At 64.6% G+C, this 25,318-nt stretch carries 23 protein-coding genes; 9 read left to right on the top strand and 14 right to left on the bottom strand.

Features of this window, described 5'->3' with window-relative positions; genetic code table 11:
* Positions 1 to 92 precede the first annotated feature (92 nt).
* On the top strand, positions 93 to 347 hold the full coding sequence (locus tag LDZ26_RS15055) for a GlsB/YeaQ/YmgE family stress response membrane protein (RefSeq protein WP_244849956.1): 255 nt from the start codon (positions 93 to 95) through the stop codon (positions 345 to 347).
* Positions 348 to 396: 49 nt separating this feature from the next.
* Here LDZ26_RS15055 and hutI read toward each other — a convergent pair whose 3' ends face one another.
* Positions 397 to 1,617, bottom strand: a complete 1,221-nt coding sequence (gene hutI / locus LDZ26_RS15050; RefSeq protein ID WP_244849955.1) for an imidazolonepropionase — start codon at positions 1,615 to 1,617, stop codon at positions 397 to 399.
* Entirely contained in the window at positions 1,614 to 3,287 is a 1,674-nt protein-coding gene (gene hutU / locus LDZ26_RS15045; RefSeq protein WP_244849954.1) for a urocanate hydratase, read from the bottom strand. The genes hutI and hutU overlap by 4 nt, the downstream gene beginning before the upstream one ends.
* A gap of 213 nt (positions 3,288 to 3,500) precedes the next feature.
* On the opposite strand from hutU, the gene LDZ26_RS15040 reads away from it, so the two are divergent.
* Positions 3,501 to 3,710, top strand: coding sequence for a hypothetical protein (locus LDZ26_RS15040; protein ID WP_244849953.1), 210 nt, complete (start codon positions 3,501 to 3,503; stop codon positions 3,708 to 3,710).
* 26 nt (positions 3,711 to 3,736) lie between these two features.
* On the opposite strand, the gene LDZ26_RS15035 is transcribed toward LDZ26_RS15040, so the two are convergent.
* The 3 genes from LDZ26_RS15035 to LDZ26_RS15025 form a co-directional block, all read right to left on the bottom strand.
* Positions 3,737 to 6,706 (bottom strand): bifunctional diguanylate cyclase/phosphodiesterase, encoded by a 2,970-nt coding sequence (locus tag LDZ26_RS15035; RefSeq protein ID WP_244849952.1) that lies wholly within the window; start codon positions 6,704 to 6,706, stop codon positions 3,737 to 3,739.
* A gap of 164 nt (positions 6,707 to 6,870) precedes the next feature.
* A complete protein-coding gene (locus LDZ26_RS15030; RefSeq protein WP_244849951.1) occupies positions 6,871 to 7,656 on the bottom strand; it encodes a hypothetical protein in 786 nt (261 codons plus the stop codon).
* A gap of 479 nt (positions 7,657 to 8,135) precedes the next feature.
* Positions 8,136 to 8,558 carry a hypothetical protein gene (locus LDZ26_RS15025; protein WP_159834340.1) on the bottom strand — a complete coding sequence of 141 codons (423 nt, stop codon included), beginning with the start codon at positions 8,556 to 8,558 and terminating at the stop codon, positions 8,136 to 8,138.
* Positions 8,559 to 8,844: 286 nt separating this feature from the next.
* Between LDZ26_RS15025 and LDZ26_RS15020 the strand changes: the two genes are divergently transcribed.
* A complete protein-coding gene (locus LDZ26_RS15020; protein ID WP_244849950.1) occupies positions 8,845 to 10,083 on the top strand; it encodes an EAL domain-containing protein in 1,239 nt (412 codons plus the stop codon).
* A gap of 87 nt (positions 10,084 to 10,170) precedes the next feature.
* On the opposite strand, the gene pip is transcribed toward LDZ26_RS15020, so the two are convergent.
* Positions 10,171 to 11,142, bottom strand: coding sequence for a prolyl aminopeptidase (gene pip / locus LDZ26_RS15015; protein WP_244849949.1), 972 nt, complete (start codon positions 11,140 to 11,142; stop codon positions 10,171 to 10,173).
* 136 nt (positions 11,143 to 11,278) lie between these two features.
* Between pip and LDZ26_RS15010 the strand changes: the two genes are divergently transcribed.
* Positions 11,279 to 11,992 (top strand): 1-acyl-sn-glycerol-3-phosphate acyltransferase, encoded by a 714-nt coding sequence (locus LDZ26_RS15010; RefSeq protein ID WP_244849948.1) that lies wholly within the window; start codon positions 11,279 to 11,281, stop codon positions 11,990 to 11,992.
* Here LDZ26_RS15010 and LDZ26_RS15005 read toward each other — a convergent pair.
* Both LDZ26_RS15005 and pcaQ read right to left on the bottom strand, forming a co-directional pair.
* Positions 11,989 to 12,357: a two-component system response regulator gene (locus tag LDZ26_RS15005; protein ID WP_244849947.1), complete on the bottom strand. Its 369-nt coding sequence runs from the start codon at positions 12,355 to 12,357 to the stop codon at positions 11,989 to 11,991. The two genes, LDZ26_RS15010 and LDZ26_RS15005, sit on opposite strands and share 4 nt — an antisense overlap.
* 190 nt (positions 12,358 to 12,547) lie before the next feature.
* A complete protein-coding gene (gene pcaQ / locus LDZ26_RS15000; protein WP_244849946.1) occupies positions 12,548 to 13,486 on the bottom strand; it encodes a pca operon transcription factor PcaQ in 939 nt (312 codons plus the stop codon).
* A 112-nt stretch (positions 13,487 to 13,598) separates the two neighbouring features.
* Between pcaQ and pcaH the strand changes: the two genes are divergently transcribed.
* The 3 genes from pcaH (at position 13,599) to LDZ26_RS14985 (ending at position 15,280) form a co-directional block, all read left to right on the top strand.
* On the top strand, positions 13,599 to 14,300 hold the full coding sequence (gene pcaH / locus LDZ26_RS14995) for a protocatechuate 3,4-dioxygenase subunit beta (protein ID WP_244849945.1): 702 nt from the start codon (positions 13,599 to 13,601) through the stop codon (positions 14,298 to 14,300).
* A 2-nt stretch (positions 14,301 to 14,302) separates the two neighbouring features.
* Entirely contained in the window at positions 14,303 to 14,893 is a 591-nt protein-coding gene (pcaG, locus tag LDZ26_RS14990; protein ID WP_244849944.1) for a protocatechuate 3,4-dioxygenase subunit alpha, read from the top strand.
* A gap of 78 nt (positions 14,894 to 14,971) precedes the next feature.
* Entirely contained in the window at positions 14,972 to 15,280 is a 309-nt protein-coding gene (locus LDZ26_RS14985) for a DUF2288 domain-containing protein (protein ID WP_206469326.1), read from the top strand.
* 13 nt (positions 15,281 to 15,293) lie between these two features.
* On the opposite strand, the gene LDZ26_RS14980 is transcribed toward LDZ26_RS14985, so the two are convergent.
* Positions 15,294 to 16,385: an AI-2E family transporter gene (locus LDZ26_RS14980; protein ID WP_244849943.1), complete on the bottom strand. Its 1,092-nt coding sequence runs from the start codon at positions 16,383 to 16,385 to the stop codon at positions 15,294 to 15,296.
* Positions 16,386 to 16,555: 170 nt separating this feature from the next.
* On the opposite strand from LDZ26_RS14980, the gene LDZ26_RS14975 reads away from it, so the two are divergent.
* Complete coding sequence (locus LDZ26_RS14975; RefSeq protein ID WP_244849942.1) at positions 16,556 to 17,080, top strand: OmpA family protein; 525 nt, start codon at positions 16,556 to 16,558, stop codon at positions 17,078 to 17,080.
* Here LDZ26_RS14975 and LDZ26_RS14970 read toward each other — a convergent pair.
* Genes LDZ26_RS14970 through LDZ26_RS14960 form a run of 3 tightly spaced genes read right to left on the bottom strand, consistent with a single transcriptional unit; the run spans position 17,077 to position 21,888 of the window.
* Entirely contained in the window at positions 17,077 to 19,071 is a 1,995-nt protein-coding gene (locus LDZ26_RS14970) for an acetyl/propionyl/methylcrotonyl-CoA carboxylase subunit alpha (RefSeq protein WP_244849941.1), read from the bottom strand. The genes LDZ26_RS14975 and LDZ26_RS14970 overlap by 4 nt on opposite strands.
* 16 nt (positions 19,072 to 19,087) lie before the next feature.
* Positions 19,088 to 20,695 carry a carboxyl transferase domain-containing protein gene (locus LDZ26_RS14965; protein WP_244849940.1) on the bottom strand — a complete coding sequence of 536 codons (1,608 nt, stop codon included), beginning with the start codon at positions 20,693 to 20,695 and terminating at the stop codon, positions 19,088 to 19,090.
* Positions 20,696 to 20,706: 11 nt separating this feature from the next.
* Positions 20,707 to 21,888 (bottom strand): isovaleryl-CoA dehydrogenase, encoded by a 1,182-nt coding sequence (locus LDZ26_RS14960; protein WP_244849939.1) that lies wholly within the window; start codon positions 21,886 to 21,888, stop codon positions 20,707 to 20,709.
* A 163-nt stretch (positions 21,889 to 22,051) separates the two neighbouring features.
* Here LDZ26_RS14960 and LDZ26_RS14955 point away from each other — a divergent pair, with 163 nt between their 5' ends.
* Positions 22,052 to 22,792 (top strand): TetR/AcrR family transcriptional regulator, encoded by a 741-nt coding sequence (locus tag LDZ26_RS14955; RefSeq protein WP_244849938.1) that lies wholly within the window; start codon positions 22,052 to 22,054, stop codon positions 22,790 to 22,792.
* Here the strand turns inward: LDZ26_RS14955 and LDZ26_RS14950 are convergent.
* Positions 22,785 to 23,678, bottom strand: coding sequence for a ferritin-like domain-containing protein (locus tag LDZ26_RS14950; RefSeq protein ID WP_244849937.1), 894 nt, complete (start codon positions 23,676 to 23,678; stop codon positions 22,785 to 22,787). The two genes, LDZ26_RS14955 and LDZ26_RS14950, sit on opposite strands and share 8 nt — an antisense overlap.
* Positions 23,679 to 23,765: 87 nt before the next feature.
* Positions 23,766 to 25,139, bottom strand: coding sequence for an MFS transporter (locus LDZ26_RS14945; RefSeq protein WP_244850236.1), 1,374 nt, complete (start codon positions 25,137 to 25,139; stop codon positions 23,766 to 23,768).
* Positions 25,140 to 25,318 lie beyond the last annotated feature (179 nt).

Here is a 25,318-nt window from a genome sequence, read left to right as displayed (position 1 = left end):
CTCAAACGCGACCGGTCGTGCTACGTTGAAGGACCGGGCGACGCCCGGACCCTATCTGCTAACACGCAGCAATCACGTGAAGGAGCAACCGCATGCTTGCATTCATCGGTACCTTGATCGTTGGACTGGTCGTCGGTCTGATCGCCCGCGCCATCAAGCCGGGCAACGACAGCATGGGCTGGATCATGACCATCGTGCTCGGCATTGCCGGATCGCTGATCGCGGGCTATGTGGGCCGGGCGCTCGGCTGGTATCAGCCGGGACAGCCTGCCGGGTGGATCGCCTCGGTCATCGGCGCGATTATTCTGCTTGTCATCTATGGGATGGTGCGCGGACGCCGCGCTTAACCACCCTGCACGCAATACCACGCCCCGTCGGAAGCGTCGGGGCGTCGTCTTATCCAGCGCGTATATCGAAGGCGATTTCCTCGCCATTGCGCACCACCCGATTCGGCAGCGCGCCGCCCAGCCAGTACGCGAGCTCCGCGGGCCGGTCGATGCGCCAAGCCACGAAATCGGCCGCCTTTCCCGCCTCCAGCGAGCCATGTGTTTCCGTGAGGCCGAGCGCCCGAGCAGCGTGGATGGTGACGCCCGTCAGCGCTTCCTCCGGCGTCAGACGGAACAGCGTGCAACCCATGTTCAACATCATGCGCAACGACAGCGCGGGCGACGTGCCCGGATTCAAATCACTCGCCAGCGCAATCGGCACGCCGTGCCGCCGCAGCGCGTCGACGGGCGGGACTTGCGTTTCGCGCAGCATGTAAAACGCACCGGGCAGCAGCACGGCAACGGTTCCGGCGTGCGCCATCGCGATAGCGTCGTCCTCCGTCATGTATTCGAGATGGTCCGCCGATAACGCCTCGTAGCGCGCCGCCAGCGTCGCGCCGCGCAGCGACGACAACTGCTCCGCGTGCAGCTTGACCGGCACGCCGAGGTCGCGCGCCGTGCGGAACACGCGCTCGACTTGCTGCGGCGAAAACGCGAGATGTTCGCAGAAGGCATCGACGGCATCGACGAGATCTTCCTCGACGAGCGCCGGCAGCATGGTTTCGCAGACGTAGGCGATGTAGTCGTCCGCGCGGCCCGCGTACTCGGGCGGCAGCGCATGCGCCGCGAGGCACGTCGCGCGCACCGTGAGGGGCAACGCGCCGGCGAGACGCCGCGCGACGCGCAGCATCTTGCGTTCGTTCGCCAGGTCGAGGCCGTAGCCGGATTTCACTTCGATGGTCGTCACGCCGTCGCGCATCAGGGCCAGCGCGCGAGAGCGGGCCGCGTCGAACAGCGCGTCTTCGCTGGCTTCGCGCGTCGCTCGCACCGTGCTCGCGATGCCGCCGCCGCGCGCCGCGATTTCCGCGTAAGTCGCGCCTTCGAGACGCGCCTCGAACTCGCTGCTCCGGTCACCGCCGAAGACGAGGTGCGTATGACAATCGATCAGCCCCGGCGTCACCCACGCGCCGCCGAGGTCGACTCGCTCGCAATTGCTATCGCGCGGCGCATCGGCAAGCGGCCCGATCCACTCGATGCGCCCGCCGTCCGTCAAAATCGCGGCGTCCTCGATGGTCGAATACTTGCCGCCTGTCATCGTTGCCGCGTGACAGTGATGCCAGAGCGTGCTCATCGCGGAATCATCGGCAGATCGAGATTCTTCTCGCGCGCGCATTCAATTGCGATGTCATAGCCCGCGTCCGCGTGGCGCATGACGCCGGTCGCCGGATCGTTGTGCAGCACCCGCGCGATACGCTCGTCGGCTTCGCGGCTGCCGTCGCACACGATCACGACGCCTGCGTGCTGCGAAAAGCCCATGCCGACGCCGCCGCCGTGGTGAATCGACACCCACGTCGCGCCGCTCGCCGTGTTCAGCAGCGCATTGAGCAGCGGCCAGTCGGAGACGGCGTCGGAGCCGTCCTTCATCGCTTCCGTTTCACGATTCGGACTCGCGACCGACCCCGAATCCAGATGATCCCGCCCGATCACGACCGGCGCCGACAGTTCGCCGTTACGCACCATTTCGTTGAACGCGAGGCCGAGCTTCGCGCGCTGGCCGAGCCCGACCCAGCAAATGCGCGCCGGCAAGCCCTGAAAGCGGATGCGCTCGCGCGCCATGTCGAGCCAGCGATGCAGATGCGCGTCGTCGGCGATCAGTTCCTTCACCTTGGCGTCCGTCTTGTAGATATCCTCGGGATCGCCCGAGAGCGCGGCCCAGCGGAACGGCCCGACGCCGCGGCAAAAGAGCGGCCGGATATACGCGGGCACGAAGCCGGGAAAGTCGAACGCGTTCTCGACGCCTTCTTCCTTCGCCATCTGGCGGATGTTGTTGCCGTAGTCGAACGTCGGCACGCCCTGTTCACGGAACGCGAGCATCGCGCGCACGTGCTCCGCCATCGACTGCTTCGCGGCCTTCACGGTCGCCGCCGGGTCGCTCTGCGCCCGGTCGCGGTATTGCGTCCACGTCCAGCCTCGCGGCAGATAGCCGTTCAGCGGATCGTGCGCGCTCGTCTGATCCGTGACGAGGTCCGGCCGCACGCCGCGCCGGACCAGCTCGGGCAGCACGTCGGCGGCATTCGCGCACAGTGCGACCGACACCGCGCGGCCCTCGGACGTGTAGCGGCTGATCCGCGCGAGGGCATCGTCGAGATCGCTGGCTTGCTCGTCGACGTAGCGCGTTTTCAGACGAAAGTCGATGCGGCTCTGCTGGCATTCGATATTCAAGGAGCACGCGCCCGCAAGCGTCGCGGCGAGCGGCTGCGCGCCGCCCATGCCGCCCAGGCCCGCCGTGAGCACCCAGCGACCTTTGAGATTGCCGCCGTAATGCTGCCGTCCCGCTTCGACGAACGTCTCGTACGTTCCCTGCACGATGCCCTGGCTGCCGATATAGATCCAGCTTCCCGCCGTCATCTGGCCGTACATGGCAAGACCTTTCGCGTCGAGCGCGTTGAAGTGCTCCCAGTTCGCCCAGTGCGGCACGAGATTCGAATTGGCGATGAGCACGCGCGGCGCGTTTTCGTGCGTGCGGAAGACGCCGACCGGCTTGCCTGACTGGATCAGCAGCGTTTCATCGGATTCCAGGCGCTTGAGCGTCTCGACGATCTTGTCGTAGCACGCCCAGTCGCGCGCCGCCCGCCCGATGCCGCCATAGACCACGAGTTCGTTCGGATTCTCGGCGACGTCCGGGTCCAGATTGTTCATCAACATGCGCAGCGGCGCCTCGGTCAGCCAGCTTTTGGCGTTGAGTTGGCTACCGCGCGGCGCGCGGATCTGGGTATCGCGGAAACGGGAGGAAGACGTCACGGTGGCTCCTGCGCACGGGCATTGAGTGGTTCACCGCATGTTCTTGTATATACAAGTCGCGTTGTACTAGGGAATTCCCGTATGAAACCGCGATGTTTGTCGCTTTTCTTGTATAGACAGGAACCGCCAACTGCCGCGCCGGCTATTTCGTCCGCGTATTTTGGCCGGTTATGTTGAACGCCTTCTTCAAATGCCTCGATCGAGACAAACGACATGAGCACACTCGAAGCTTTTCACGCAATCGTCACGGACGATAATGCGCCGCAGATCATCCGCGATCACGTCGTCGATGCGCTCCAATATGCGCTTCGAAATCACGCCGGCTATTTCACGCGGAAGGAACTGCAATGGCTGGCGCAATGGGACGACACGCGCATTCCCATTGCGGCGGAAAAGATTCTGAGTGAGATAAAAGCGGCCTGAGCCGGCCGCCGAAAACGCACCGATTATCAGTGCGTGCTCGCGGCGCGCGTGCGCCGCTCGAAGTCGATGGCAATGGCCTGCGCCGGCTCCGACAGACACTGCACGAAGCTGACGACCTCCGGGTCCTTGACGAAACTCGCCGCCGAGCGTGCCGCGAGAATGGCCGAACTGTCCTGCGGCCGCGCGACCAGAAAGCCCTGCACGTAATCGACGCCGATTTCCTGCAATGCGCGCAGCGTATCGATATCTTCGACCCACTCCGCCACGCTTCGCATGCCGAGATTGCGCGCCAGCGCGACGATTGCCTCGACGATTGCGATATCCGCCGGATGCTCGCACATCGAGCGCACGAATTCGCCGTCGATCTTGAGCGCATCCGCCGAGAGCGACTTCAGGTATTTGAACGACGTATAACCCGCGCCGAAATCGTCGAGCGCAATCTTCCCGCCCATTTCGTGAACCCGCGCAATGAAACGCTGCGTGTTTTCGAGGTCGTGCAGCGCTACGCTCTCGGTAATCTCGAGGCACAGATACTGGACGACCGACGGGTGCCGCGCGAACAGCGCGAAGATGTCCTCCATGAACTGCTCGTCGTTGAGCGAGCCGCCGGACAGGTTCACGCAAATAAACTGCGTGTTCATCAGTTCGTGGCGGTGGGTCTCGATCCATTCGAGCAGCGTCGAAATCACCCAGCGGTCGATTGCCGCGATATTGCCCGATTCCTCCGCCGCCACGATGACCTTGCCCGCCGGCAGCGTTGTCCCGTCGGGCGCGCGCATGCGCAGCAGCACTTCGAAGTTCAGCGACTCGTTCGGCGCGCGCAGCGACATGATCGGCTGCATCACGAGAAAGAGGCCGGGCGGCAGGCGATTGCGGCCGAGCGTTTCGACGAGCTTCAATTCTTCCGCGCGTTCCTCGAACGCCGCCGCGCCCTTGCGATACGTAACCAGATGCGTGTGCGCGACCTTCTTGGCTTCGCGGCACGCGCGGTCCGCGTGCGAGAGCGCGTCCTGCACGCGCACGCCCTGCGAACATTCCACGAGCCCGATCGACGCTTTGACCTGGAACGCGCGATTGCCGACCTGATACGGCGCGTCGCTCAGAATGGAGATGAGTTCGCGGCATTGCGCGATGGCGTCTTCGATCGACGTGTCGTTCATCACGCAGACGAACTCGTCGCCGCCGATGCGGCCGACCGGATAGCTGCGCGCAAAATGCGCCCGCGTGCGCGCGGCGACTTGCCGCAAGACTTCGTCGCCGCTTCGGTGTCCGAAGAGGTCGTTGACGAGCTTGAAGCGGTCGAGATCGACATATGCCAGCGCCCACGGCAGCGATTCCTCGTTCTGCGCAGCGATCGCTTTCTCGACGCCGCGGCGGTTCAGCGAGCCGGTGAGCGGATCGTGCTCGGCGAGAAAGCGCAGGCGCTCGACCGCCTTCGAACGTTCGGTCGTGTCCTGCAGTGAACCTTCTATCCAGCCGTTCGAGCGTATGGCCTTCAGCAAGTAGCGCCGCTCGCCGGTGCCGCGTTCCACCGAACCGCTCATTTCGAGTTCGCCGTCGCTGCCCTTCGATGCAAGCGCCTGCAACGCGCCCCACGCGCCGGGTTCGAAGTAGTCGTGCCAGTGACGCAGCTTGTACTCGCCCTTCTGCAGGTCCAGCATGGCGCGCAACGCGGGATTCGTGCGGACGAAGTGACCTTTCTCGTCGAGCGTGAAAAGCCCGATGGGCGTCACCTCATAGGTATTGCGCAATTCCATCTGCGCCTGCCGGCGGACGTCGCGCTCGGCACGCATCTGCTCGGCGATGGCGAACGCGGCCATCATGCTCGACGACAGCGCGGCCATAACCGTGTTGACGCCGCTCAGCAGCAGCTTCACGCCGAACGCGGCGCCGAGCACTTCCGAGAAGGTGGCGAAGAGCACAATGGCAAGCGACGCGACATACCACAGCACGGTCCGCGAACGCGCCATCCACACGAGGCGCACGAGGAAGAACACCAGCACGCAGATGCCGAATCCCGCGATGATCCACAGCGTCGGGATGAAGAGCGAATAAGGCAACGCGAGCGCCGCGGCGAGCAGCACGATGCCCACGTACTGGATGACCCGCAGCAGCCACCGATAACCGACCACGCGAAGCTCGCGACGGAACAGCTGCGCGAACAGCGCGGCGGTCAGCAGATAGTAGGCGGCGAAGGTGATCTGCCGCAGCGGCATCATGAATTCCGACGGCAGCACGCGGCCGAGCCACTGCATGTCCCAGCCCATGGCGTTGGCGCACAGCCGGAGATTGCCGACGAGCCATACGGCGAAGATGACGTACGTCCATTCGCGATTGATCAGAGCCGTGACGAAAACGAACACGGCGAGCGTCAGGAGGCCGCCCGCGATCAGACCGGAGCTTTCCTGAAAGTCGAGCGCGGAACTGCGCAGGCCCTGCCATTTCCATGCGAGCACGTTGATTTGCGCCGGACCGGAATATGTGCCGCGGCAAAGGATCGTCTCGGGTTGCGTGAGGCGCCCCGCCTGGATGAAGAAGCCGGCCTTCACCGGATGCATCGCCCCGCTCGCCGAATCGCGGTCCGCGCGGCCGAGCGGAAGCAACGTCGCTGCGTCCCAGCAGGCAAGCGTTTGCGCATGACGCGAAGGCAATTCCACCGTAGTCGACAACTCGCCGCCCATCGGGGGCGCAGTGAACGTGAACCACACGGGCTTCTCGGAAAGATGGGTGCTGTAACCCTCAAGAGGCGCTGCGCCGTTCAGCGCAGCGAGCGCCTCGGCGGGTCGCAACTGCTCGCCTTCGTCGGCCACGACGCGCAGCGGCAGCGCAATGGCCCCGCGCGATTCGTACTGGCGCGGCAGGAAATAAAGCGTGGCGATGGTGCCGATCGCGATGAGAAGCGGCACCGCGTAGACGGCGACCGCGTACAGCGCGTCGTCGATCCACGAGCCGCTTCGTTTGAATCTCGATAAGGAAGCTGGAATAACCGACGCCATACCTGGACAACCCCCGTTCACGCCGCCAGCGCCCCGTCGCGCCGGCATCGGCGAACAGCGGGACGGCACGCCGTCACCGCTGCCTTTTGGCCAACCGGACCGCGCCGGGGTCCGGTTAATTGCTTTTTACCTTCGTTGGTGCATTCCTGAAAACGGCGGTGCCATTAACGGCCATAAGCCATCAACGGCGCCTCCGGGCATCCTACCGTTTCCCAATCAAAAGATAAATCGACAGATTGCAGATCGATGTCCGGATGATGCGTGTTCACCATATAGTTGAACAATGGATGACGCGCTTCTTCCCAACGCTGCCGCGCGACAGCCACTTCTTTCGCCAATACTCGGTGCGGTAACCCACCGACATGCGACATCGGCAGATATTCATTCGCACCGAAAACATCCTTGAACAGCATGGCCTCGTATTCACGGTCGAGCGGCGCGCGCGCGGTAATCACCATCCAGTCGATGTCGTGCAATTCGGAGAACATCCACAACGCCTTGCACAGCGCGACCTTCACGACACGGCCGACCATGCCGCCCGCGACTCCCAGCCGCGTGGCTTCTGCAAGGCGGCTCGTCGCAAGGTAATCCGGCAACGTGATCGACTGCTCGACTGCGAGCGGCCCGTACGCATTGGTCTGAATGCGCATGGTTCCGAGCGGCGCGCCGTCGAGTTTCGACTCCGCGAGCAGCACAGCGGTGCCGGGATCGCGATCGGAATGCTCGATTGACATTTTCTCGGCGAACTCGGGCAAATGCCGCCCATAAGCAGAACGTCGGATGCTTACGGCTTTCTGCAGTGCATCGTCGTCGCGGACGATACGAATAGTAAACGGCATGCGCTCGGTTTTCTGAAGCGAAGGCACGACCGTAAGCGTCGGGCGAAGCGCGCTGTCGAATTGATTTGCTTGGTGGACGGCGGCGTGATTGGCAAGATCCAGACGTTCCATTTGTTAAACCCCATTTTTTCTCGGCGATTAGGATGTGCCGCGTGATGAGGGCTGATGGTAGGTAGGACCCTCATGGCGGCGTGTCGAGCCTCTCACGAAGTCAAATAACGGGGTGCGCGCTTGCCGCTGTTCAAGAGCAACTTTCGGGCAATGTCGGTGGAGGAAATCTTCTAAAACGAATTATCGACCGGTAGGCATCTAATTTCGAATAAAGATCTGCCGTACGGGAATAATCGTGCACGAAATTGGTGAACCGAAACGAGGGCAAGCCAAAGCAAAACCCCGCGCGAGAGGCAATTCGAAGAATAGCTGTCTATGACGAAATAAGACATGACGCTTAAGCGATTGCGAAATAGAAAACCACCGCCGGAAACGTTTGCGTGTCGTATTTGCCGCTGACAGGCGCCGCCAAAAGAAAACGCGGATTGCAGGCGTAGCCGCAATCCGCGTTCGTCGCGAAAACAGCGCGGTCAGCGCGGTCAGTCTTCCTCGTCGAGCCAGGGAATATCGACGTCTGTAATGAACGCGACCATCGCGAGCGGCCGGCCCTCCTGCCGCCCGAGGTTGCCGTCTGCCCGCTGCCATTCGCACCGGAACACCGTGCCGGGGGTATCGGCGAGCAGCGTGACCGTGCGGATCTCGTCGGGATCGTTTTCTTCGACCGGGCCGTCGAGCGAGACGAGCAATTGCTGCGGCCAGACGCCATCGGCGGGATCGTAGATCTTGTCGCCATCGTGGATGACGACGTGCGCCTCGACGCCGATGGTCGCCGATGCCTCGACGATCATCTTGCCGAGCGCGCGCAGCACCGCCGTGGCGCGGCCCGAGTTGGCCTGGCGAATCGCCAGATCGCCGCGCGTGAGCGCCTGCTCGAGTTTGGGATTGGTTTTCTGTTGCGCCATCGATGTCTCTCTTGAAGTTCGAATGCAGCGTTCGACGAGCCGCGCGCCAGGTAGTTGCAGCGCGATCGTATCACCGCAACCTCAAAGATAGGTCGCGGGACGTGGACCGGCAAACCCGGCGCGCGCTCAAGTTCGTGTTGGTCACGCCGATAACGTGAGCATCTCATTTCAAGTCTTGCATTGCCGCCGTGCTGCCGTTCTCCGATCTGTGTGCCGACCCGTGCGTGTCCTCGTCCGCTTTGCCTGACGAGCGCTGCCGCGCGCCGCGCGAGCGGGCGGAAGACTGATGCGGCGCGCAGAAGTCGTCGACGGCATCACGCTCTCGACGCACGTCCAGCCCATCTTCAGCCTCCCGCATCAACGGGAAATCGGCTATGAGGCGCTGCTGCGCGGCAAAAAGCAGGCGAGTGATGAAGAACCGCTGATCGGTCCGTTCGATCTCTTCGGCCGCGCGATCGTGGCGGGCACGGTCGTCGAGCTGGACCGCCTGAGCCATCTCACGCATCTGCGCAGCGCCGCCGGCTTCCTGCCGAGCGCGCAATGGCTCTTCGTCAACATGAACCCGGCAACCTTCACCGACGCAGGCTATGCGCGCGAATTCGCGCAGCGTACGCGCGATGCCGGCCTCGCGCCCGAGCAGCTCGTGATCGAAGTGCTGGAATCGGGCGGCACCGACGTCGAACGCATTGCCGGCGCGACGCGGGCGTTTCGCGCGGAAGGCTTTCTCGTCGCGGTCGATGACTTCGGCGCGGGCCACTCCAACGTCGACCGGCTGCTCACGATGCGCCCGGACATCGTCAAGCTCGATCGCAGTCTCATCCGCGTGCAAAGCGGGCAAAAGCGTCCGCATTTCAGCGACTGGGTGCTGCCGAAGCTCGTCGATCTGCTGCATCAGTCGGGCATGTTCGTGGTGGCGGAAGGGATCGAGACGCGCGAGGATCTGCTGCTCGCCGCGCGTGCCAACGTCGATTTCGTGCAGGGCTACCTTCTCGGCAAGCCGTGCGAAGGGCTGGCGCCGGGCGGCGCGGCGACCGCGTTGATCGAAGAGGCGTTCGACATGCTTGCGCAGGCCCGCCGCAGCGAGCGCCTGACGCACGACCTCTTGCTGATGCCGTATCGCGCCGGGCTCGCGCAGGCGGCGCGACGCCTCGCGGGAGGCGCGAGCGGCGAGTCCGCGTGCGCCGAGATTCTGGCGCTGCCGAACACCGTGAGCTGCTTCTTTCTCGACGAAGCTGGCCGCGAGTTCATGCCCGCCCTGCCCGGCGTCTGCGCGAAGCGGCGCAGCGAGCGTTTCGCGCCGATTGCGGACCCGTCGCGCGGGCGCTGGGACAATCGCTCGTATTTCGTCGATGCCTGCGCGCAGCCGCAGCAGGTGATCACGTCGGCGCCGTATCTGTCCGTGACCGGCACGTCGCTGTGCGTGACGCTCGCCATTGCCACGCGGCGCGGGGAGCGGACCATCGTCGCGGGCGTGGATCTCGACTGGCGACGGCTCGCGGAAGCGGCGCGCACGCCGTTGGCTTGATTGCTCGTCTGCGCAGGCTAGTAGGCAGGTGGCGGGCCGCGTACCCCACCGTCGCAGACGAAACCCTCGACTAGCGTCGACTTCAACTCACACACCGCGAACCGCTTCGGCAAGCGCCGACGCGCCCGCGCGCAGCGCCGCCACGTTGCCCGGCTCGAACGTCCAGTGCCCCGCGCCGCTCACGACGGCCAGTTCCGCGCCGGGCCACTGCGCCGCGAGCGCCACCGCCTGATCCGCCGGACACACCATGTCGAAGCGCCCGTGGACGATTCGACACGGCAGATGCGCAATGCGCGCGACGCGCGGCAACAGCGGCACCGGCGGCAGTTCCACCGCCATGTAGTGCCGCTCGAGCAGCGCCATGGACACCGCGGCGGCGTTGGCTTCGGCGCTCGGCCGCTTGTCCTCGTCGGCGGGTTCCGTGGCCGGCTTGTTGACGACCGATAGCGTCGTTTCATACAGCGTCCACGCTCGCGCGAGCCGAGCGCCCGCCTCGTCGAAGCGCGCAAGCGGCGCCTCGGTCAGCGTCAGAATCTCCTGCGCGTTTGCCGGGCGCTGGCCGCAGGCGGCTTCGATCGCGTCGAGAAACGCGCGGTGCGCTTCGGGAAACACGCGACGCACGTCCCACAGGAACCAGTCGATATCCTCCTGGCGCGCGAGGAACACGCCGCGCAGCAGGAAGCCCGTGCAACGTTCCGGATGCGCGACGCCGTACGCGAGTCCGAGCGTCGTGCCCCACGAACCGCCGAAAATCGCCCATCGCTCGATGCCGAGCGCGACGCGCAGCTTTTCCATGTCGCCGACGAGCGCGTCCAGGCCGTTGTGTTCGAGCTTGCCGAAAGGCGTCGACTTGCCGCAGCCGCGCTGATCGAAGAACACGACGCGCCACGCGTCCGCGCCGAGCACCTCCGCCCACTTCACGTTCATCGCGCCGCCGGGGCCGCCGTGCACGACGACAAGCGCAGGCGCATCGCGCGGGCCCTGCGCGCGCCAGTAGATCGAATGTCCATCGCCGACGTCGAGCATGCCCTCGTCGAAATTCACCGGCACTGCATCCATTGCGTCTTTCCCGTGAGTGTTGAACCGCGACCATTGTTGCATTCGGACGCGAGAGCGCGCATGAAAACTCCTGAAAGAGCGATACGCTATGCTTCTGCCCTTATCGCTTCCTTCAATCCGATCGCTCCCACGCCCGATGCGCCGCACTTTCGTCAAGTGGCTATTCGCTACCTATCTGCTCGGCAGCGGCACGCTCTGGTCCATCCTGATCCTGCCGCTCTTCCCGTTCGTCGGCCGAAACGGGCGCTACTGGCTCGCGAAGCTCTGGTGCCGCGCAATGGTCGCGATGATGCGCGTCATCGCCGGCGTCACGTGTTCGGTCGAAGGGCTGGAGCATCTGCCGCAAGGACCGTTCATCATCCTGAGCCGGCATGAATCGACATGGGAGACGCTCGCGTTCATGGCGCTCTTCCCGCGCCGCATCAGCTTCGTCTTCAAGCGCGAACTGATGAAGATTCCGTTTTTCGGCTGGGTTTTGCGCGGACTCGACATGGTGAGCCTGGATCGCGGCTCGATCCGCCAGGCGCATCAGGCGGTCACGCGGGAATGCGCGGCGCGGCTCAAGAAGGGCGATGCCGTCGTCATTTTTCCGGAAGGCACGCGCGTTGCCCACGATGCGCCGCTCAAGCTCGCCTCGGGCGGCGTGCGGCTCGCCTGCGCGACCAAAGTCCCCGTGGTGCCGGTCGTCCACGACGCCGGGAAGGTGTGGCCCGCGAAAGGCTGGCCGGACCGCGGCGGGCATATTCGCGTGATCGTCACGCCGCCGCTGCCGCTGGATTGCGAGATTCCGCAGGAGTTGAACCGGCTCGCGCAGCATCAGATGGACGAAGCGCTCGCCGAACTGCGTTAATAGAGCGGGCGTTTCTTCGCGGCGCACAGCCGGTTCACCGCCGAGAGCAGCGTTTCCATATCCACGGGCTTGCGCAGATAGCCGTCGTAGCTGACGAACGCCGGCGGGTTCGGATGCCCCGAGATCATCAGAAACGGAATGTGCGAAAGCGACGCGTCGTTCTTCATCGTCTGGCAGAGCAGCGCGCCGCCTAAGCCCGGCATCATCCAGTCGGACACGACGATGTCCACCGTCTGCTCACCGAGGATCGATAACGCCCGGTTGCCGTCGAGCGCGCTGAGGACGGTGCAATCCTCGCCCTTCATGCAAAGAGTCCAGGCTTCGATGGTGCTGGGGTCGTCGTCGACGAGAAGTACGGTCTTCATGGGGCGAACGGTGCGGGCACGGGTTGAATGCGGGAACGAGGGCCGGGCGGCGGCGAGTGGTTGACCGTGAACGTTTGCTTTCGATGCCGCGAGCACCCCATCTCCGCCCTTTCGTCATAGTATTTTGTTCCCGCGAAATTTGCGCGGTAAATGCTGCCTGAGCAAGCAGCGGGCCGCGCGCAGGCGTCGGTCATTTGCTCGCCGCGCGCGAGCGTCCCGCCTCGCGGATCGCATCCACGAGCGATTCCTCCACCGCCGTGCGGGCGGCATCGTTGCGGCGGATGAGACCGATGGGCTCGTCGGTGCCGGCGAACGGCATCGGCAGCGCGACCAGCAGCCCGAGCGCGATGTCGTGTTCGACCGCGCCGGCAGGCACGAACCAGACGGCGTCGTTATGAAGCGCGAGCGAGCGTCCGAGCGAAACCGACAGCGTTTCGACGAGCGCGGTGAGGGCATGCGCGCCGAACGCGGTCAGCATGCTCTCGGCGGACTGCCGGATGAGCGTGCCGAACGGCGGCACGACGATGGCAAAGCGCGTCAGCAGCGCCGGCGTGAGCGGCGTTTCGAACACCAGCGGATGATCGCGCCGCACCGCTACCGCGAGCGGCTCGCGATAAATCTGCTCGAACGACAGCCCGTGCATGGCCTCGGGTTCAGACAACCGCCCGACCACCAGATCGACTTCGCCGGCCTTCAGACGGTCGAGCAGCGGCGCGTTGGAGTCGGTCTGCACGCTCAGCGAGACCGCCGGCCATTGCTGCCGGAAGGCGGCGAACGCGGGCGGCAGCAACGCGTTGGCGACCGTCGGCAGCACGCCGATCGACACCGCGCCCGGCACGTCCCCGCGGTCCCGCAGCAGCATGTCGACGCCCTCGCGCAGCGACGCCACGCACGCGCTCGCGTGCGGCGCGAAAAGCCGCCCCTCGCGCGTGGGCACCGCGCCGCGCCGTCCGCGCTCGAAGAGCCGCACGCCTAGAATGGATTCGAGTTCGCCGATGGTTTTCGACACAGCCGGCTGCGTGATCGACAGGCTATCGGCTGCGCGCTGAACGCTGCCGAGTTGCGTCACGGCCAGGAAGCACTGCAAATGGCGGAACTTGACGCGCGTGTTGGTGAAGTCCGTATCCATGAAGAGCCGTTATGGTTCGCCGCATAAAACGTCATTTTCCATAACTCGGCGCGTTCGATAAAGTAGTCGCCAGAAATATCCCATTTACGTCACAACATCAGGAGACAGTGACATGACGTCCCCCATTCTCACGCCGCGCGACTGGGAATCGCATCCGCCGTATCTGTCGCCGGGTTACCGGTCGTCGGTGTCGCGCAGTCCTTCCTTGCCGCTCATTCCGCTCAAGGAAAACCTGCGCAACCGCCGCGTGCCCGTCTACGGCGCGGACGACCTCGGCATGTACGACAACGACCTCACGCGCAATGCCGCGAAGAACGGCGCGCCGCTCGGCGAGCGCATCATCGTGACGGGCCGCGTGCTCGACGAAGGCGGCCGCCCCGTGCGCAACACGCTCGTCGAAGTGTGGCAGGCGAACGCCGCCGGGCGTTACGTGCACAAGGCGGACCAGCACGACGCCCCGCTCGACCCGAACTTTCTCGGCGCAGGGCGCTGCCTGACCGACGATCAGGGCCGCTACCGCTTCATGACGGTCAAGCCGGGCGCGTATCCGTGGGGCAACCATCCGAACGCATGGCGGCCGAATCACATTCACTTCTCGCTCTTCGGCGAATACTTCGGCTCGCGCCTCGTCACGCAGATGTACTTCCCCGGCGACCCGCTGCTCGAACTCGATCCGATCTTCCAGGGCATTCCGGAGCATGCGCGGCATCGGCTGGTTTCGCGCTTCTCCATCGATACGACGCAGGAAAACTACGCGCTCGGCTACGAATTCGACATCGTGCTGCGCGGCCCGGACGAGACCCCGACGGAGTGATCATGACGACCCTCAAGCAAACGCCCTCGCAGACCGTCGGACCGTATTTCGCGTACGGCCTCGTGCCCGAGCAGTACAACTTCGACCTCAAGAGCCTGTTCACCGCTTCGGCGGCAGACCGTGAAGTGCCGGGCGAGCACATCGCCGTGGTCGGCAACGTGTTCGACGCGGAAGGCAAGCCGATCGGCGATGCGCTGATCGAAGTCGCGCAGGCCGACGCGAACGGCCGCTACGTACAGAGCGTGGAAGAAGCGCGCGAGTCGGGCTTTCGCGGCTTCGCGCGCGTCGGCACGGGCACGGACCCGAAGCTGCGCTTCATCGTCGATACGGTGAAGCCCGGCGCGACCGACGACGATTCCGCGCCGCACCTCGACGTGATCCTGCTGATGCGCGGCATGCTGCTGCATTCGTACACGCGCATCTACTTCGACGACGAAACCGAGGCGAACGCCAAGGACACCGTGCTGCAAAGCGTGCCGGCCGAGCGCCGCCACACGCTGATCGCGAAGCGCGAGCCGGGCACCTCCTCGACCATCTACCGCTTCGACATTCATCTGCGCGGACCGAACGAGACCGTGTTCTTCGACCTGTAATTCGCTGTAGGCTGCAAAGAAGGCGTCCGGCACTGCGCTATAGTGTCGGACGCCTTTCGCTTTTATCGCATTCCCGCCATGACCGACGCCGCCAATCCCAGCCCGCTCTATGTGAAGCTCCTCGCCGAAACCGCGCAGATCGGCTGGTCGGAACTCGAACGCTTCTTCGCGAAGGGCGTGCTGATCTGGGTGAAGCGCGATCTCGATCTCGTGAGCGTGGCCGAAGCCGTCGCCAGCGATGACACGCAGCAGGTCACGCAATGGCTTTCGGCAGGGCTCGTCGAGCGCGTGCAGTCCGAAACAGCCGCCGATCTCGCCGCGCGCGATCCCGAGTTGTGGGCCGTGGTCGTGTCGCCGTGGGTGTGCGTGCAGGAACGCGGCGACTGACCGAACGCACGGATCAGGCGCGAACCCAGTCGGTCCACAGCACGACGAGAATCGTCATCAGCGCCGGGCCGATGAAAAGCCCGAGCAGCCCGAAGGTCTCCGCGCCGCCCAGAATGCCGAACAGCACGAGCAGAAACGGCAGGCGCGTCGACCCGCCGATCAGCACCGGCCGCACGAAGTGCTCCGAGACGAACACCACGACGAGCCCGAAGATCGCCACGCCGGCCGCCGCGATCATCGAGCCTTGCGCGAGCAGCCACAACGCCGAGCCGAGAAAGACGATCGGCGCGCAGAACGGCAGCATCGCGGCAACCGCCGTCAACATCCCGAGCAGCGTCGCGTGCGGCACGCCCGTCACGGCGTAGGCAATGCCGAGCAAGGCGCCCTCGCCCAATCCCACGACGACCAGGCCGACGACCGTGCTGCGCACCGAATCGGCCATGCGCTGCAACAGCGCCGCGCCGTCCGCGCCCAGCGCGCGCCGCGAGCCCGCGATCAGTTGCCTGCCGAGCTTCGCGCCCGCCTGAAAGATGAAGAACAGCGTCATCAGCATGAAGCCGAAGATCACGAGGCCATGCACGACGCGGCTGCCGAAATGGCGCGTCATCGCCACGAAGGTCGCGCTATGCAGGTTCTTGACTGCCGGCGACGATTCGAGCGGCGTCGCGAGATTGGCCTGCCACCAGTGCGCGATCTGCTGCCCGCCGGTCGGCAGCCGTTCGATGAACGCGGGCATTGGAATGCCGGTGCGCAGCACGTCATGGAACCATTGCAGCATGTCGTGCGCTTCGTCCGCGGTCTGAGCCGCGACGACGGCGAACGGCACCACGAAGAGCAAGCCGACCGCGAGCGTCAGCAGCACCGCGAGCAGCGTTTGACGCTGCCGGAAGATCGGACGCCGTTCGAGCCAGCCGAACGCGGGCCACAGCGCAATGGCAATCACGATGGCCCAGACGACCGCTGGGATGAAGGTGCGCGCGGTATAAGCCGCGACCAGCACGAGAACGGTATAGAGCACCGCCGACGCCGCGCGCTGCATCCTGCGCGTGCGATCGGCCGCTTCAGCCGCGTTGGGCGTGGTCTCGGTGCGCGAAGAAATCGCCATGAAAGGGAGCCTCTGAGGGAATCGACAGCAAGCGAAAGCGATAGAGCCGGGTGCATTGTAATCGCACGATTCGTTCCACTTCGCGCCAACGATTTATGCAACGTTCTTTACAAAACTGTGCTCAGTCGTCCCTATAATCGCGGCTCGGGCATTAACGCAGGAAACTCGGAATGGTCGGCAAAGGCTTACTGGCGGTTGCAGCATGTGCGTCGCTCGCGCTGTTGACGGGCTGCGGAACCAAGTTGGACCGCTCGACGGAAGAGCGTCTGAATGCGCAGTACGGCATCTCGATGCAGCAGGTGAACGGCGGCGTGGAGATGCGGCTTCCCGAAGTCGCGCTTTTCGATACCGACGAAGCGGAGATTCGGCGCGGCAGTCTGCCCGCGCTGGACCGGGCGGCCACGGTGCTCAAGCGCAGCATGCGGCCCGTGCTGATCGAAGGCCACACCGATAACGACGGCACCCTCGCCTATAACAAGACGCTTTCTCAGGCGCGCGCCGAAGCGGTCGCGCGCGCGCTGATTGCGCGGGGCGTGCCGGCCGAGCGCCTCACGACCAAGGGCATGGCGTATCTGCGGCCCATTGCCAGCAACGACACGCCGCAAGGCCGCGCGATGAACCGGCGCGTCGAGATTCTCGTGCGGACGGAGAGCGAAGATACGCTGCTCGGCCGCCCGCCGAAGAAGAAGCGCTAAGCCGGCTGCGCTTCCAGCACGAGCAGTTGCGAGCCGTCAGCGACCTGATCGCCGACATCGAAGAGAATTTCGCCGATTCTCCCCGCCGTCGGCGCGACGATCGTGTGCTCCATCTTCATCGCTTCCATGACGATCAGCGGCGCGCCCTTCTCGACCGACGCGCCCGCTTCCACCAACACGGCGATCACCTTGCCCGGCATCGGCGCGGTCAGCCGCCCTTCGTGCTCGGCGTCGCCTGCGTGCGCCATCAGGTTCTGCCATTCGAAAGCGAAGGCCGCGCCTTCGTAGAAGACGTGGAACGTGTCGCCGTCGGTGAAGACGTGGCCTTTAACGAGTGCATCGTCGAGCTGGACCGTGAACGACGTTTCTCCGCGATGCGACCAGTCGAAGCGCGCGGTTTTATCCTCCCATTGCAGGCGCTTGTCACGATCTTTCGTGAAGACGACCTTCAGCGCTTCGTCCGTGTCGACCGCGCGCCAGTTCAAGTCCTGGCTGTAGCCGCCCGCCATGCGCCAGTGCGAGAGCGCGTCCCACGGCGAATGGCCGTGCGCTTCGCCGCCCTCGCGCGTGAGCAGCGCGGCGCACGCAAGCGCGAGCGCCTTGCCGCGCGATACCGGCGACGGCGCGAACAGCGCATCGCGATGACGGTCGATGAGCCCCGTATCCAGTTCGCCTTGCGAGAACGGCTCGCTTTTCACGATGCGTTGCAGGAACTCGACGTTCGTCTGCAAGCCGACGATCTCGCACTGCGCGAGCGCGCGCGCCATGCGAGCGAGCGCATCGCGACGGTCGCGGCCATGCACGATCAGCTTCGCGATCATCGGATCGTAGAACGGCGTGATGGCGTCGCCTTCGCGCACGCCGCTGTCGATGCGCACGTTGCCGTCGAGCGTGAATTCGACCGCTTCCGGCAGCGCCAGGTGCTTGAGCGTGCCCGTCGACGGTAGGAAACCGCGCGACGGATTTTCGGCATAGATGCGCGCTTCGATCGCGTGGCCGTTCACGCGCAGCTCGTCCTGCTTCAGCGGCAGCGGCTCGCCGGCCGCCACGCGCAATTGCCATTCGACGAGATCAAGCCCTGTCACCATCTCCGTCACCGGATGCTCGACTTGCAGCCGCGTGTTCATCTCCATGAAGTAGAACTGGCCGTCCTGCGTCATGATGAACTCGACCGTGCCCGCGCCGACGTAGTTCACGGCGCGCGCAGCGGCAACGGCGGCTTCGCCCATCGCGCGGCGCGTCTCATCGGAGAGGCCGGGCGCGGGCGCTTCTTCCAGCACTTTCTGATGACGCCGCTGCACGGAGCAATCGCGATCGAACAGATACACGGCGTTGCCGTGCCTGTCCGCGAAGACCTGCACCTCGACATGTCGCGGACGCAGCAGATACTTTTCGATCAACACGCGGTCATTGCCGAAGCTCGACGCCGCCTCGCGCTTGCACGACGCGAGCGCCTGCATGAAGTCTTCGCTGCGCTCGACCACGCGCATGCCCTTGCCGCCGCCGCCCGCGCTCGCCTTCAGCAGCACCGGATAACCGATGCGGTCCGCCTCGCGTTGCAGCAGCGCCGCGTCCTGATCGTCGCCGTGATAGCCGGGCACGAGCGGCACGGATGCGGACTGCATCAGCGCTTTCGCCGCGGCTTTCGAACCCATCGCGCGAATGGCTTCCACCGGCGGTCCGATGAACACGATGCCCGCCTGTTCGCACGCATTGGCGAACGCTTCGTTCTCCGAAAGAAAGCCATAGCCGGGATGAACGGCCTGCGCACCGGTCGCTTTCGCCGCTTCGACAATGCGCTCGATGCGCAGATAGCTCTCCGACGCAGCCGATCCGCCGACGTGCACCGCTTCGTCGCAGACATCGACGTGCTTGGCTTTGGCATCCGCATCCGAATAGACGGCGACGCTCGCCACGTTCAGGCGCCTGGCCGTAGCCGCCACACGGCACGCAATCTCGCCACGGTTGGCAATCAGTATCTTGTTGAACATCAGCATCACATCCGGGTTACATGCGGAACACGCCGAAGCGCGTGTCTTCGATAGGCGCGTTCATCGTCGCGGCGAGTCCGAGGCCGAGCACGTCGCGCGTTTGCGCCGGATCGATCACGCCGTCATCCCACAGGCGCGCGCTCGCATAGTACGGATGGCCTTGCACCTCGTATTGCTCGCGAATCGGCGCCTTGAACGCTTCCTCATCTTCCTTCGACCACGTGCCGCCTTTCTTTTCGATGCCGTCGCGCCGCACGGTCGCGAGCACGGACGCGGCCTGCTCGCCGCCCATCACCGAGATGCGCGCGTTCGGCCACATCCACAGGAAACGCGGCGAATACGCGCGGCCGCACATGCCGTAATTGCCCGCGCCGAACGAGCCACCGATGATGACCGTGAACTTCGGCACTTTCGCCGTTGCCACCGCCGTGACCATCTTCGCGCCGTTACGCGCGATGCCTTCGTTCTCGTACTTGCGGCCCACCATGAAGCCCGTGATGTTCTGCAAGAACACCAGCGGGATCTTGCGCTGGCAGCACAGTTCGATGAAATGCGCGCCCTTCAACGCGGATTCGCTGAACAGAATGCCGTTGTTCGCGACGATGCCGACCGGATGCCCCCAGATATGCGCGAAGCCGCAAACGAGCGTGGTGCCGTAACGCGCCTTGAATTCGTCGAACGCGGAATCGTCGACGATGCGTGCGATCACTTCGCGCACATCGAAGGGCTTACGCGTATCGACCGGAATCACGCCGTAGACGCTCTCCGGCTCATAACGCGGCGGCAGCGGTTGCTTGAGCGCGAGCGCCGGCGCTTTCACGCGATTGAGATTGCCGACGATGCTGCGCGCGATGCCGAGCGCATGCGCGTCGTTTTGCGCGAGATGATCGACGACGCCCGAAAGCCGCGTGTGAACATCGCCGCCGCCCAGGTCTTCCGCGCTCACTTCCTCGCCCGTTGCTGCTTTCACGAGCGGCGGACCGCCCAGGAAGATGGTGCCCTGATCTTTCACGATGATCGATTCATCGCTCATTGCGGGCACGTACGCGCCGCCTGCCGTGCACGATCCCATCACAACGGCGATCTGCGCGATGCCTTGCGCCGACATGTTCGCCTGGTTATAGAAGATGCGGCCGAAGTGATCGCGATCAGGGAACACGTCGTCCTGATTCGGCAGGTTAGCGCCGCCCGAATCGACGAGATACACGCACGGCAAGCGATTCTGCTCGGCAATTTCCTGTGCGCGCAGATGCTTCTTCACCGTGACCGGATAGTACGTGCCGCCTTTCACGGTCGCGTCGTTGCAGACGATCACGCACTCCTGCCCCGCAATGCGCCCTATGCCGGTGATGATGCCCGCGCCCGGCGCTTCGTCGTTGTACATGCCATACGCTGCAAGCTGCGAGAGTTCGAGAAACGGCGTGCCGGGATCGAGCAACTGCGCGATGCGATCGCGCGGCAGCAGCTTGTTGCGCGACAGATGACGGTCGCGCGCCGCCTGCCCGCCGCCTTCCGCAATCTTGGCGACTTTCTCTTTCAGGTCCGCGACGAGCGCTTCGAGCGCGGCCGCATTAGTGCGAAACTCCTCGCTGCGCGGATTCAGCTTCGATTCGATGATGGTCATGGCGCGCGCCCTTAAGCCGTCTCTGCGAACAGTTCGCGCCCGATCAGCATACGGCGAATCTCGCTCGTGCCCGCGCCGATTTCATAGAGCTTCGCATCGCGCCAGAGACGTCCGACCGGATATTCGTTGATATAGCCGTTGCCGCCGAGAATCTGGATCGCTTCACCGGCCATCCATGTCGCTTTTTCGGCGGTATAGAGAATGACGCCTGCGCAGTCCTTGCGCACGTCGCGCACGTGGCCGGAGCCGAGCGTATCCAACTGACGGCCCACCGCATAGAGATACGCGCGGCACGCTTGCAGCGTCGTATAAAGATCCGCGACCTTGCCCTGAATCAGCTGGAATTCGCCGATGGCCTGCCCGAACTGCTTGCGATCGTGGATATACGGCACGACCGCATCCATGCACGCGAGCATGATGCCGGTCGGACCGCCCGCGAGCACGGCGCGTTCATAGTCGAGACCGCTCATCAGCACCTTCACGCCGCCGTTCAACGCGCCGAGGATGTTTTCCTTCGGCACTTCCACGTTCTCGAACACGAGCTCGCCCGTATGCGAGCCGCGCATGCCGAGCTTGTCCAGCTTCTGCGCGACGGAAAAGCCCTTCATGCCTTTCTCGACGATAAACGCCGTAATGCCCTTCGCGCCCGCTTCGATGTCCGTTTTCGCATAGACGACGAGCGTGTCGCAGTCCGGCCCGTTGGTGATCCACATCTTCGTGCCGTTGAGCACGTAGTGATCGCCCTTTTCGTCGGCGCGCAGCTTCATGCTGACCACATCCGACCCGGCGTTCGGCTCGCTCATGGCGAGCGCGCCCACGTGCTCGCCGGATACGAGCTTCGGCAGATACTTGCGCTTCTGCGCTTCCGTGCCGTTGCGATGAATCTGGTTCACGCACAGATTCGAATGCGCGCCGTACGACAGCCCGACCGACGCCGACGCACGCGAGATCTCCTCCATCGCGACCATATGCGCCGTGTAGCCCATGTTCGCGCCGCCGTATTCTTCCGAGACCGTCATGCCGAGCACGCCGAGATCGCCGAACTTCTTCCACAGGTCCATCGGAAACTGATCGGTGCGATCGATTTCCGCGGCGCGCGGCGCAATCTCCTTCGATGCGAAGTTGGCAAGCGTATCGCGCAACATGTCGATATCTTCGCCCAGCGCGAAGTTCAGGCCCGGCACGGTGCTCATGAGTGTCTCCTCGAAATGCAGTGGGTTCGGCGTACGCGAATCTGAGTTTGGCTCACAACGCGTATTAATCCGAGCGGTGGCTTATTTCACGCTCAATTCAAGTAGCCGTCAATAGGGTTTTGAGCTACGCTCACATTTGTTCCCGACAAACTCCGGCACAACCATGTCCACGCAATCCACCGCCACCGGCCGCCGCACGCCTGCCGGCGTCAAATCGCAGCAACGCGTGCGCGACATTCTGCAAGCAGGCCGCGATGTCTTCGCCGAGAAAGGCTACGACGCGGCGACCACGGCGGAAATCGCGCAGCGCGCGGGCATTTCGGAGGCGACCGTCTTCAGCTACTTCAGCGGCAAGCGGGCGCTGTGCGCGCGCGTGATCGCGGACTGGTATGACGAGATCATCGACGCGTTCGAGAGCGGGCTGCCGCGCGAAGGCTCCATCAGGCAACAGTTCGCGTTCATCGTGCGGACGCATTTGCGGCTGATGCTCGTCAACGGCACCGGCTTATGTTCGCTGGTGCTGTCGGAAGGCCGCACGAAACAGCACGATCTGTCGGATACGCTGACCGAATTGCAGCGCCGCTACACCGCGCCGCTGATGGACGTGCTCGCGCGCGGCCAGGCGCTCGGGCAAATACGCGCGGACGTGTCGCTGCGCCTGTTGCGCTCGCTCGTATTCGGGCCGATGGAGCATGTGCTGTGGGACGCGACGCTGGCGAAGCGCCGCCTGAGTCAGGCTCAGATCGAGACGACGGCGGATGAACTGGTGGACGTGTTGTGGGCCGCGCTGCAGCCGCCCGATGCGCAGCTCGCGGCGCTGGCACGCTTCAGGCAGGACGTGGAGGATGCGTCGCGGCGGTATGAGGAGCGGGCGAAAGGACCCGGGGCAAACTCGGCTACTTGACGAACCGCCGCGCCAGCCGCGCGAGCCTCGGCACGGTGGTCGGCCGCAGCAACCGCGCGTCGTAGCCCGCCATGCGACGCTCGTTCTCGATGAGACACAGATCGATCAACGCGCCCACCGATACGTTGCCCGCCACCGAATCCCCGACATTTGCCGGAAAATTCGCGTCGTGCGCCGCGCCGCTCTTGTCGAAGCCGCGCGCGAGCGAAATGCGATCGCGGATCAGCGAAAGCCACACGCCCGCCGTCTTCAGCAGAAAGCCGGGCTTGCGATACCACGGCAAGCTGCGCCGATACCACGCCACCCAGTTCGCGAAGAACAGAATGTGCCGCGCTTCTTCCTGAATCACCGGCTCGAACGTCTCGACGAGCGCCTCGGGAAAATAGCCGGACTGTCGCGCCGCCTCGAAAAGACCGAACGCGAAGAAACTGTCGATGCACTCGCTGTAGCCCGTGAGCATCCACGCGCGCAGGGCGTCGTCGGGGGCGGGATACGGCGGCTCGGGCGCGAGTTCGATGCCGTAGGCCTCGACGAGCTTCGACAGCACGAGCTTGTGCCGCGCCTCCTCGCCGCCGTTCATGCGCAGCGCTTCGTTGAGCAGCGGGTCGGACACGCTCGCCGCATACGTCGCCACGCGGATCGACGCCCGGCCTTCGGTCTGCACCGCGATATCCCAGATGGGCAGCGACGTGACGCGCCTGAGCGCCGCCGGGTCCAGCTTCGGCCACTCGATGACGGCGGGCTTATAAGGGTTGTGCGTCGTCAGCAGCATCTCGCAGAACATGCGCTTGTGCATCTCCGAACCGATCCTGATCCGGCCTTCGGATCGATAGATCCAGTTGCGCATCGCATGATCTGCTTCGACTGGGGTGAGCGTGTCGGACATATTCGAATAGTGGGCGTCTACAAGGAACGTTCTGCGGATTCTGGCATACGGGACGCTCACACGCAGCAATCGGCACGCCTTTGCCTCTCAATGCGAGATCTTCTCGAGCGCCATGTCGCGCGTTCTCGGCCCCATCAGACCGATTGCCGCCATCACGATCAACATGGCGCCCGCGATGAACACGAACACGCCCGTCGTACCGAAACCCTTCAGCACGCCCGCGATGATGAACGACGTGAAGATCGCGGAGAACCGGCTCCACGAATAGACGAAGCCGACCGCGCGCGCCCGGATGCTCGTCGGAAAAAGCTCGGCCTGATAGGCGTGGAAGCTGTACGACATGATGTTCGACGACAGCGTGAGCCCGACGCCCATCGCGATCAGAAACGCGGCATTCGACGACTGACTGAAAAGCAGCCCGCACACGATATTGGCCGCCGCCATCGCGACGATGGCCGTCTTCCGCTCGATCCTGTCGGCAATCGCGAGGCCGATCATCGGGCCGATGGGCGCGGCGATCGCGATGATGCTCGAATACATCAGGCTCGACGTCACCGTGATGCCCTGCTTGATGAGCAGCGTCGGCACCCAGTTCGCGAAGCCGTAGAAGCCGACGGTCTGAAACACGTTGAAGATGATCATCATCGTCGCGCGCTTCCCGTACGGCGGGCGCCACATGCGTGCGAATGAGCCGCCTTTCGCGCGCTCGGCGTCCAGAACCGGCTCGGGCTCGGCGGGCGGCGGCAGCGGCTTGCCGTATTCGCGTTGCACCTGCGCTTCGAGCGCGGACATCACGCGGTCGGCTTCGTCCAGCCGCCCCTTTTGCGCGAGCCAGCGCGGGCTTTCGGGCAAGCGGCGGCGAATCCACCAGACGAAAAGCGCACCGTGCGCGCCGATCACGACGACCCAGCGCCAGCCGTCGATGCCGAACGGCGCGTGCGGCACGAGCAGATACGCGAGAAACGCGACCACCGGCACCGCCATGAAGCCCACCGCCTGCTCGCACGCGAACGCGCGGCCGCGAATGTGCTTCGGCGCGAGTTCGGAGATATACGTGCCGATGGTCACCAGTTCCACGCCGATGCCCACGCCCGCCATGAAGCGCCAGAAGTTGAGGCCCGTCGCCGTCTCCTGAAACGCCATCACGACGTTGGCCGCCGTGTACCACAGCAGCGAATATGTGAAGACCGCGCGACGCCCGAAGCGGTCGGCGAGCCAGCCGCACGCGACAGTGCCGATAAAAAGCCCCGCGAACAGCGACGCGATGAAGCTCGCCACGCCCGTCATGCCGAAGAAGCCGTTCGTGGTGGGCGTCAGAATGCCGCTTCGCACGAGGCCCGGCGCGACATAGCCCGAATACAGCAAGTCGTAAAGCTCGAAGAAGAACCCGAGACTCAGCAGCACGATGAGCGTCCAGACCGTGCGCGTGGCGGGCAGCCGGTCGAGGCGCGCGGAAATCATGCCGGCGGACAGCGCGGGCGGCGCGGCATCGGCGGATGCGCGGCTGGAAGTCGCCGCAGGTGAGGTGGCCATCGGTGTCGTCTCCTGATCCATGTCGGGCTTATATCTGGCGATGCGCGGACTTCGGCGCTATGAGGTCCGCAAAGCGAAGGCCGCATCTTAACCGGATGGATCACCTG

The organism is Caballeronia sp. SL2Y3, from assembly GCF_022879575.1.
In the GTDB taxonomy this organism is placed as follows: Bacteria; Pseudomonadota; Gammaproteobacteria; order Burkholderiales; family Burkholderiaceae; genus Caballeronia.
The sequence above is the reverse complement of the archived record's forward strand: the minus strand, read 5'-3'. Positions and strand labels throughout refer to the sequence as shown.

Coding starts and splice junctions, on each gene's coding strand:
- LDZ26_RS15055 (WP_244849956.1), top strand. CDS start 93: ATGCTTGCATTCATCGGTACCTTGATCGTTGGACTGGTCGTCGGTCTG.
- hutI (WP_244849955.1), bottom strand. CDS start 1,617: ATGAGCACGCTCTGGCATCACTGTCACGCGGCAACGATGACAGGCGGC.
- LDZ26_RS15040 (WP_244849953.1), top strand. CDS start 3,501: ATGAGCACACTCGAAGCTTTTCACGCAATCGTCACGGACGATAATGCG.
- LDZ26_RS15035 (WP_244849952.1), bottom strand. CDS start 6,706: ATGGCGTCGGTTATTCCAGCTTCCTTATCGAGATTCAAACGAAGCGGC.
- LDZ26_RS15030 (WP_244849951.1), bottom strand. CDS start 7,656: ATGGAACGTCTGGATCTTGCCAATCACGCCGCCGTCCACCAAGCAAAT.
- LDZ26_RS15025 (WP_159834340.1), bottom strand. CDS start 8,558: ATGGCGCAACAGAAAACCAATCCCAAACTCGAGCAGGCGCTCACGCGC.
- LDZ26_RS15020 (WP_244849950.1), top strand. CDS start 8,845: ATGCGGCGCGCAGAAGTCGTCGACGGCATCACGCTCTCGACGCACGTC.
- pip (WP_244849949.1), bottom strand. CDS start 11,142: ATGGATGCAGTGCCGGTGAATTTCGACGAGGGCATGCTCGACGTCGGC.
- LDZ26_RS15010 (WP_244849948.1), top strand. CDS start 11,279: ATGCGCCGCACTTTCGTCAAGTGGCTATTCGCTACCTATCTGCTCGGC.
- LDZ26_RS15005 (WP_244849947.1), bottom strand. CDS start 12,357: ATGAAGACCGTACTTCTCGTCGACGACGACCCCAGCACCATCGAAGCC.
- pcaQ (WP_244849946.1), bottom strand. CDS start 13,486: ATGGATACGGACTTCACCAACACGCGCGTCAAGTTCCGCCATTTGCAG.
- pcaH (WP_244849945.1), top strand. CDS start 13,599: ATGACGTCCCCCATTCTCACGCCGCGCGACTGGGAATCGCATCCGCCG.
- pcaG (WP_244849944.1), top strand. CDS start 14,303: ATGACGACCCTCAAGCAAACGCCCTCGCAGACCGTCGGACCGTATTTC.
- LDZ26_RS14985 (WP_206469326.1), top strand. CDS start 14,972: ATGACCGACGCCGCCAATCCCAGCCCGCTCTATGTGAAGCTCCTCGCC.
- LDZ26_RS14980 (WP_244849943.1), bottom strand. CDS start 16,385: ATGGCGATTTCTTCGCGCACCGAGACCACGCCCAACGCGGCTGAAGCG.
- LDZ26_RS14975 (WP_244849942.1), top strand. CDS start 16,556: ATGGTCGGCAAAGGCTTACTGGCGGTTGCAGCATGTGCGTCGCTCGCG.
- LDZ26_RS14970 (WP_244849941.1), bottom strand. CDS start 19,071: ATGTTCAACAAGATACTGATTGCCAACCGTGGCGAGATTGCGTGCCGT.
- LDZ26_RS14965 (WP_244849940.1), bottom strand. CDS start 20,695: ATGACCATCATCGAATCGAAGCTGAATCCGCGCAGCGAGGAGTTTCGC.
- LDZ26_RS14960 (WP_244849939.1), bottom strand. CDS start 21,888: ATGAGCACCGTGCCGGGCCTGAACTTCGCGCTGGGCGAAGATATCGAC.
- LDZ26_RS14955 (WP_244849938.1), top strand. CDS start 22,052: ATGTCCACGCAATCCACCGCCACCGGCCGCCGCACGCCTGCCGGCGTC.
- LDZ26_RS14950 (WP_244849937.1), bottom strand. CDS start 23,678: ATGTCCGACACGCTCACCCCAGTCGAAGCAGATCATGCGATGCGCAAC.
- LDZ26_RS14945 (WP_244850236.1), bottom strand. CDS start 25,139: ATGATTTCCGCGCGCCTCGACCGGCTGCCCGCCACGCGCACGGTCTGG.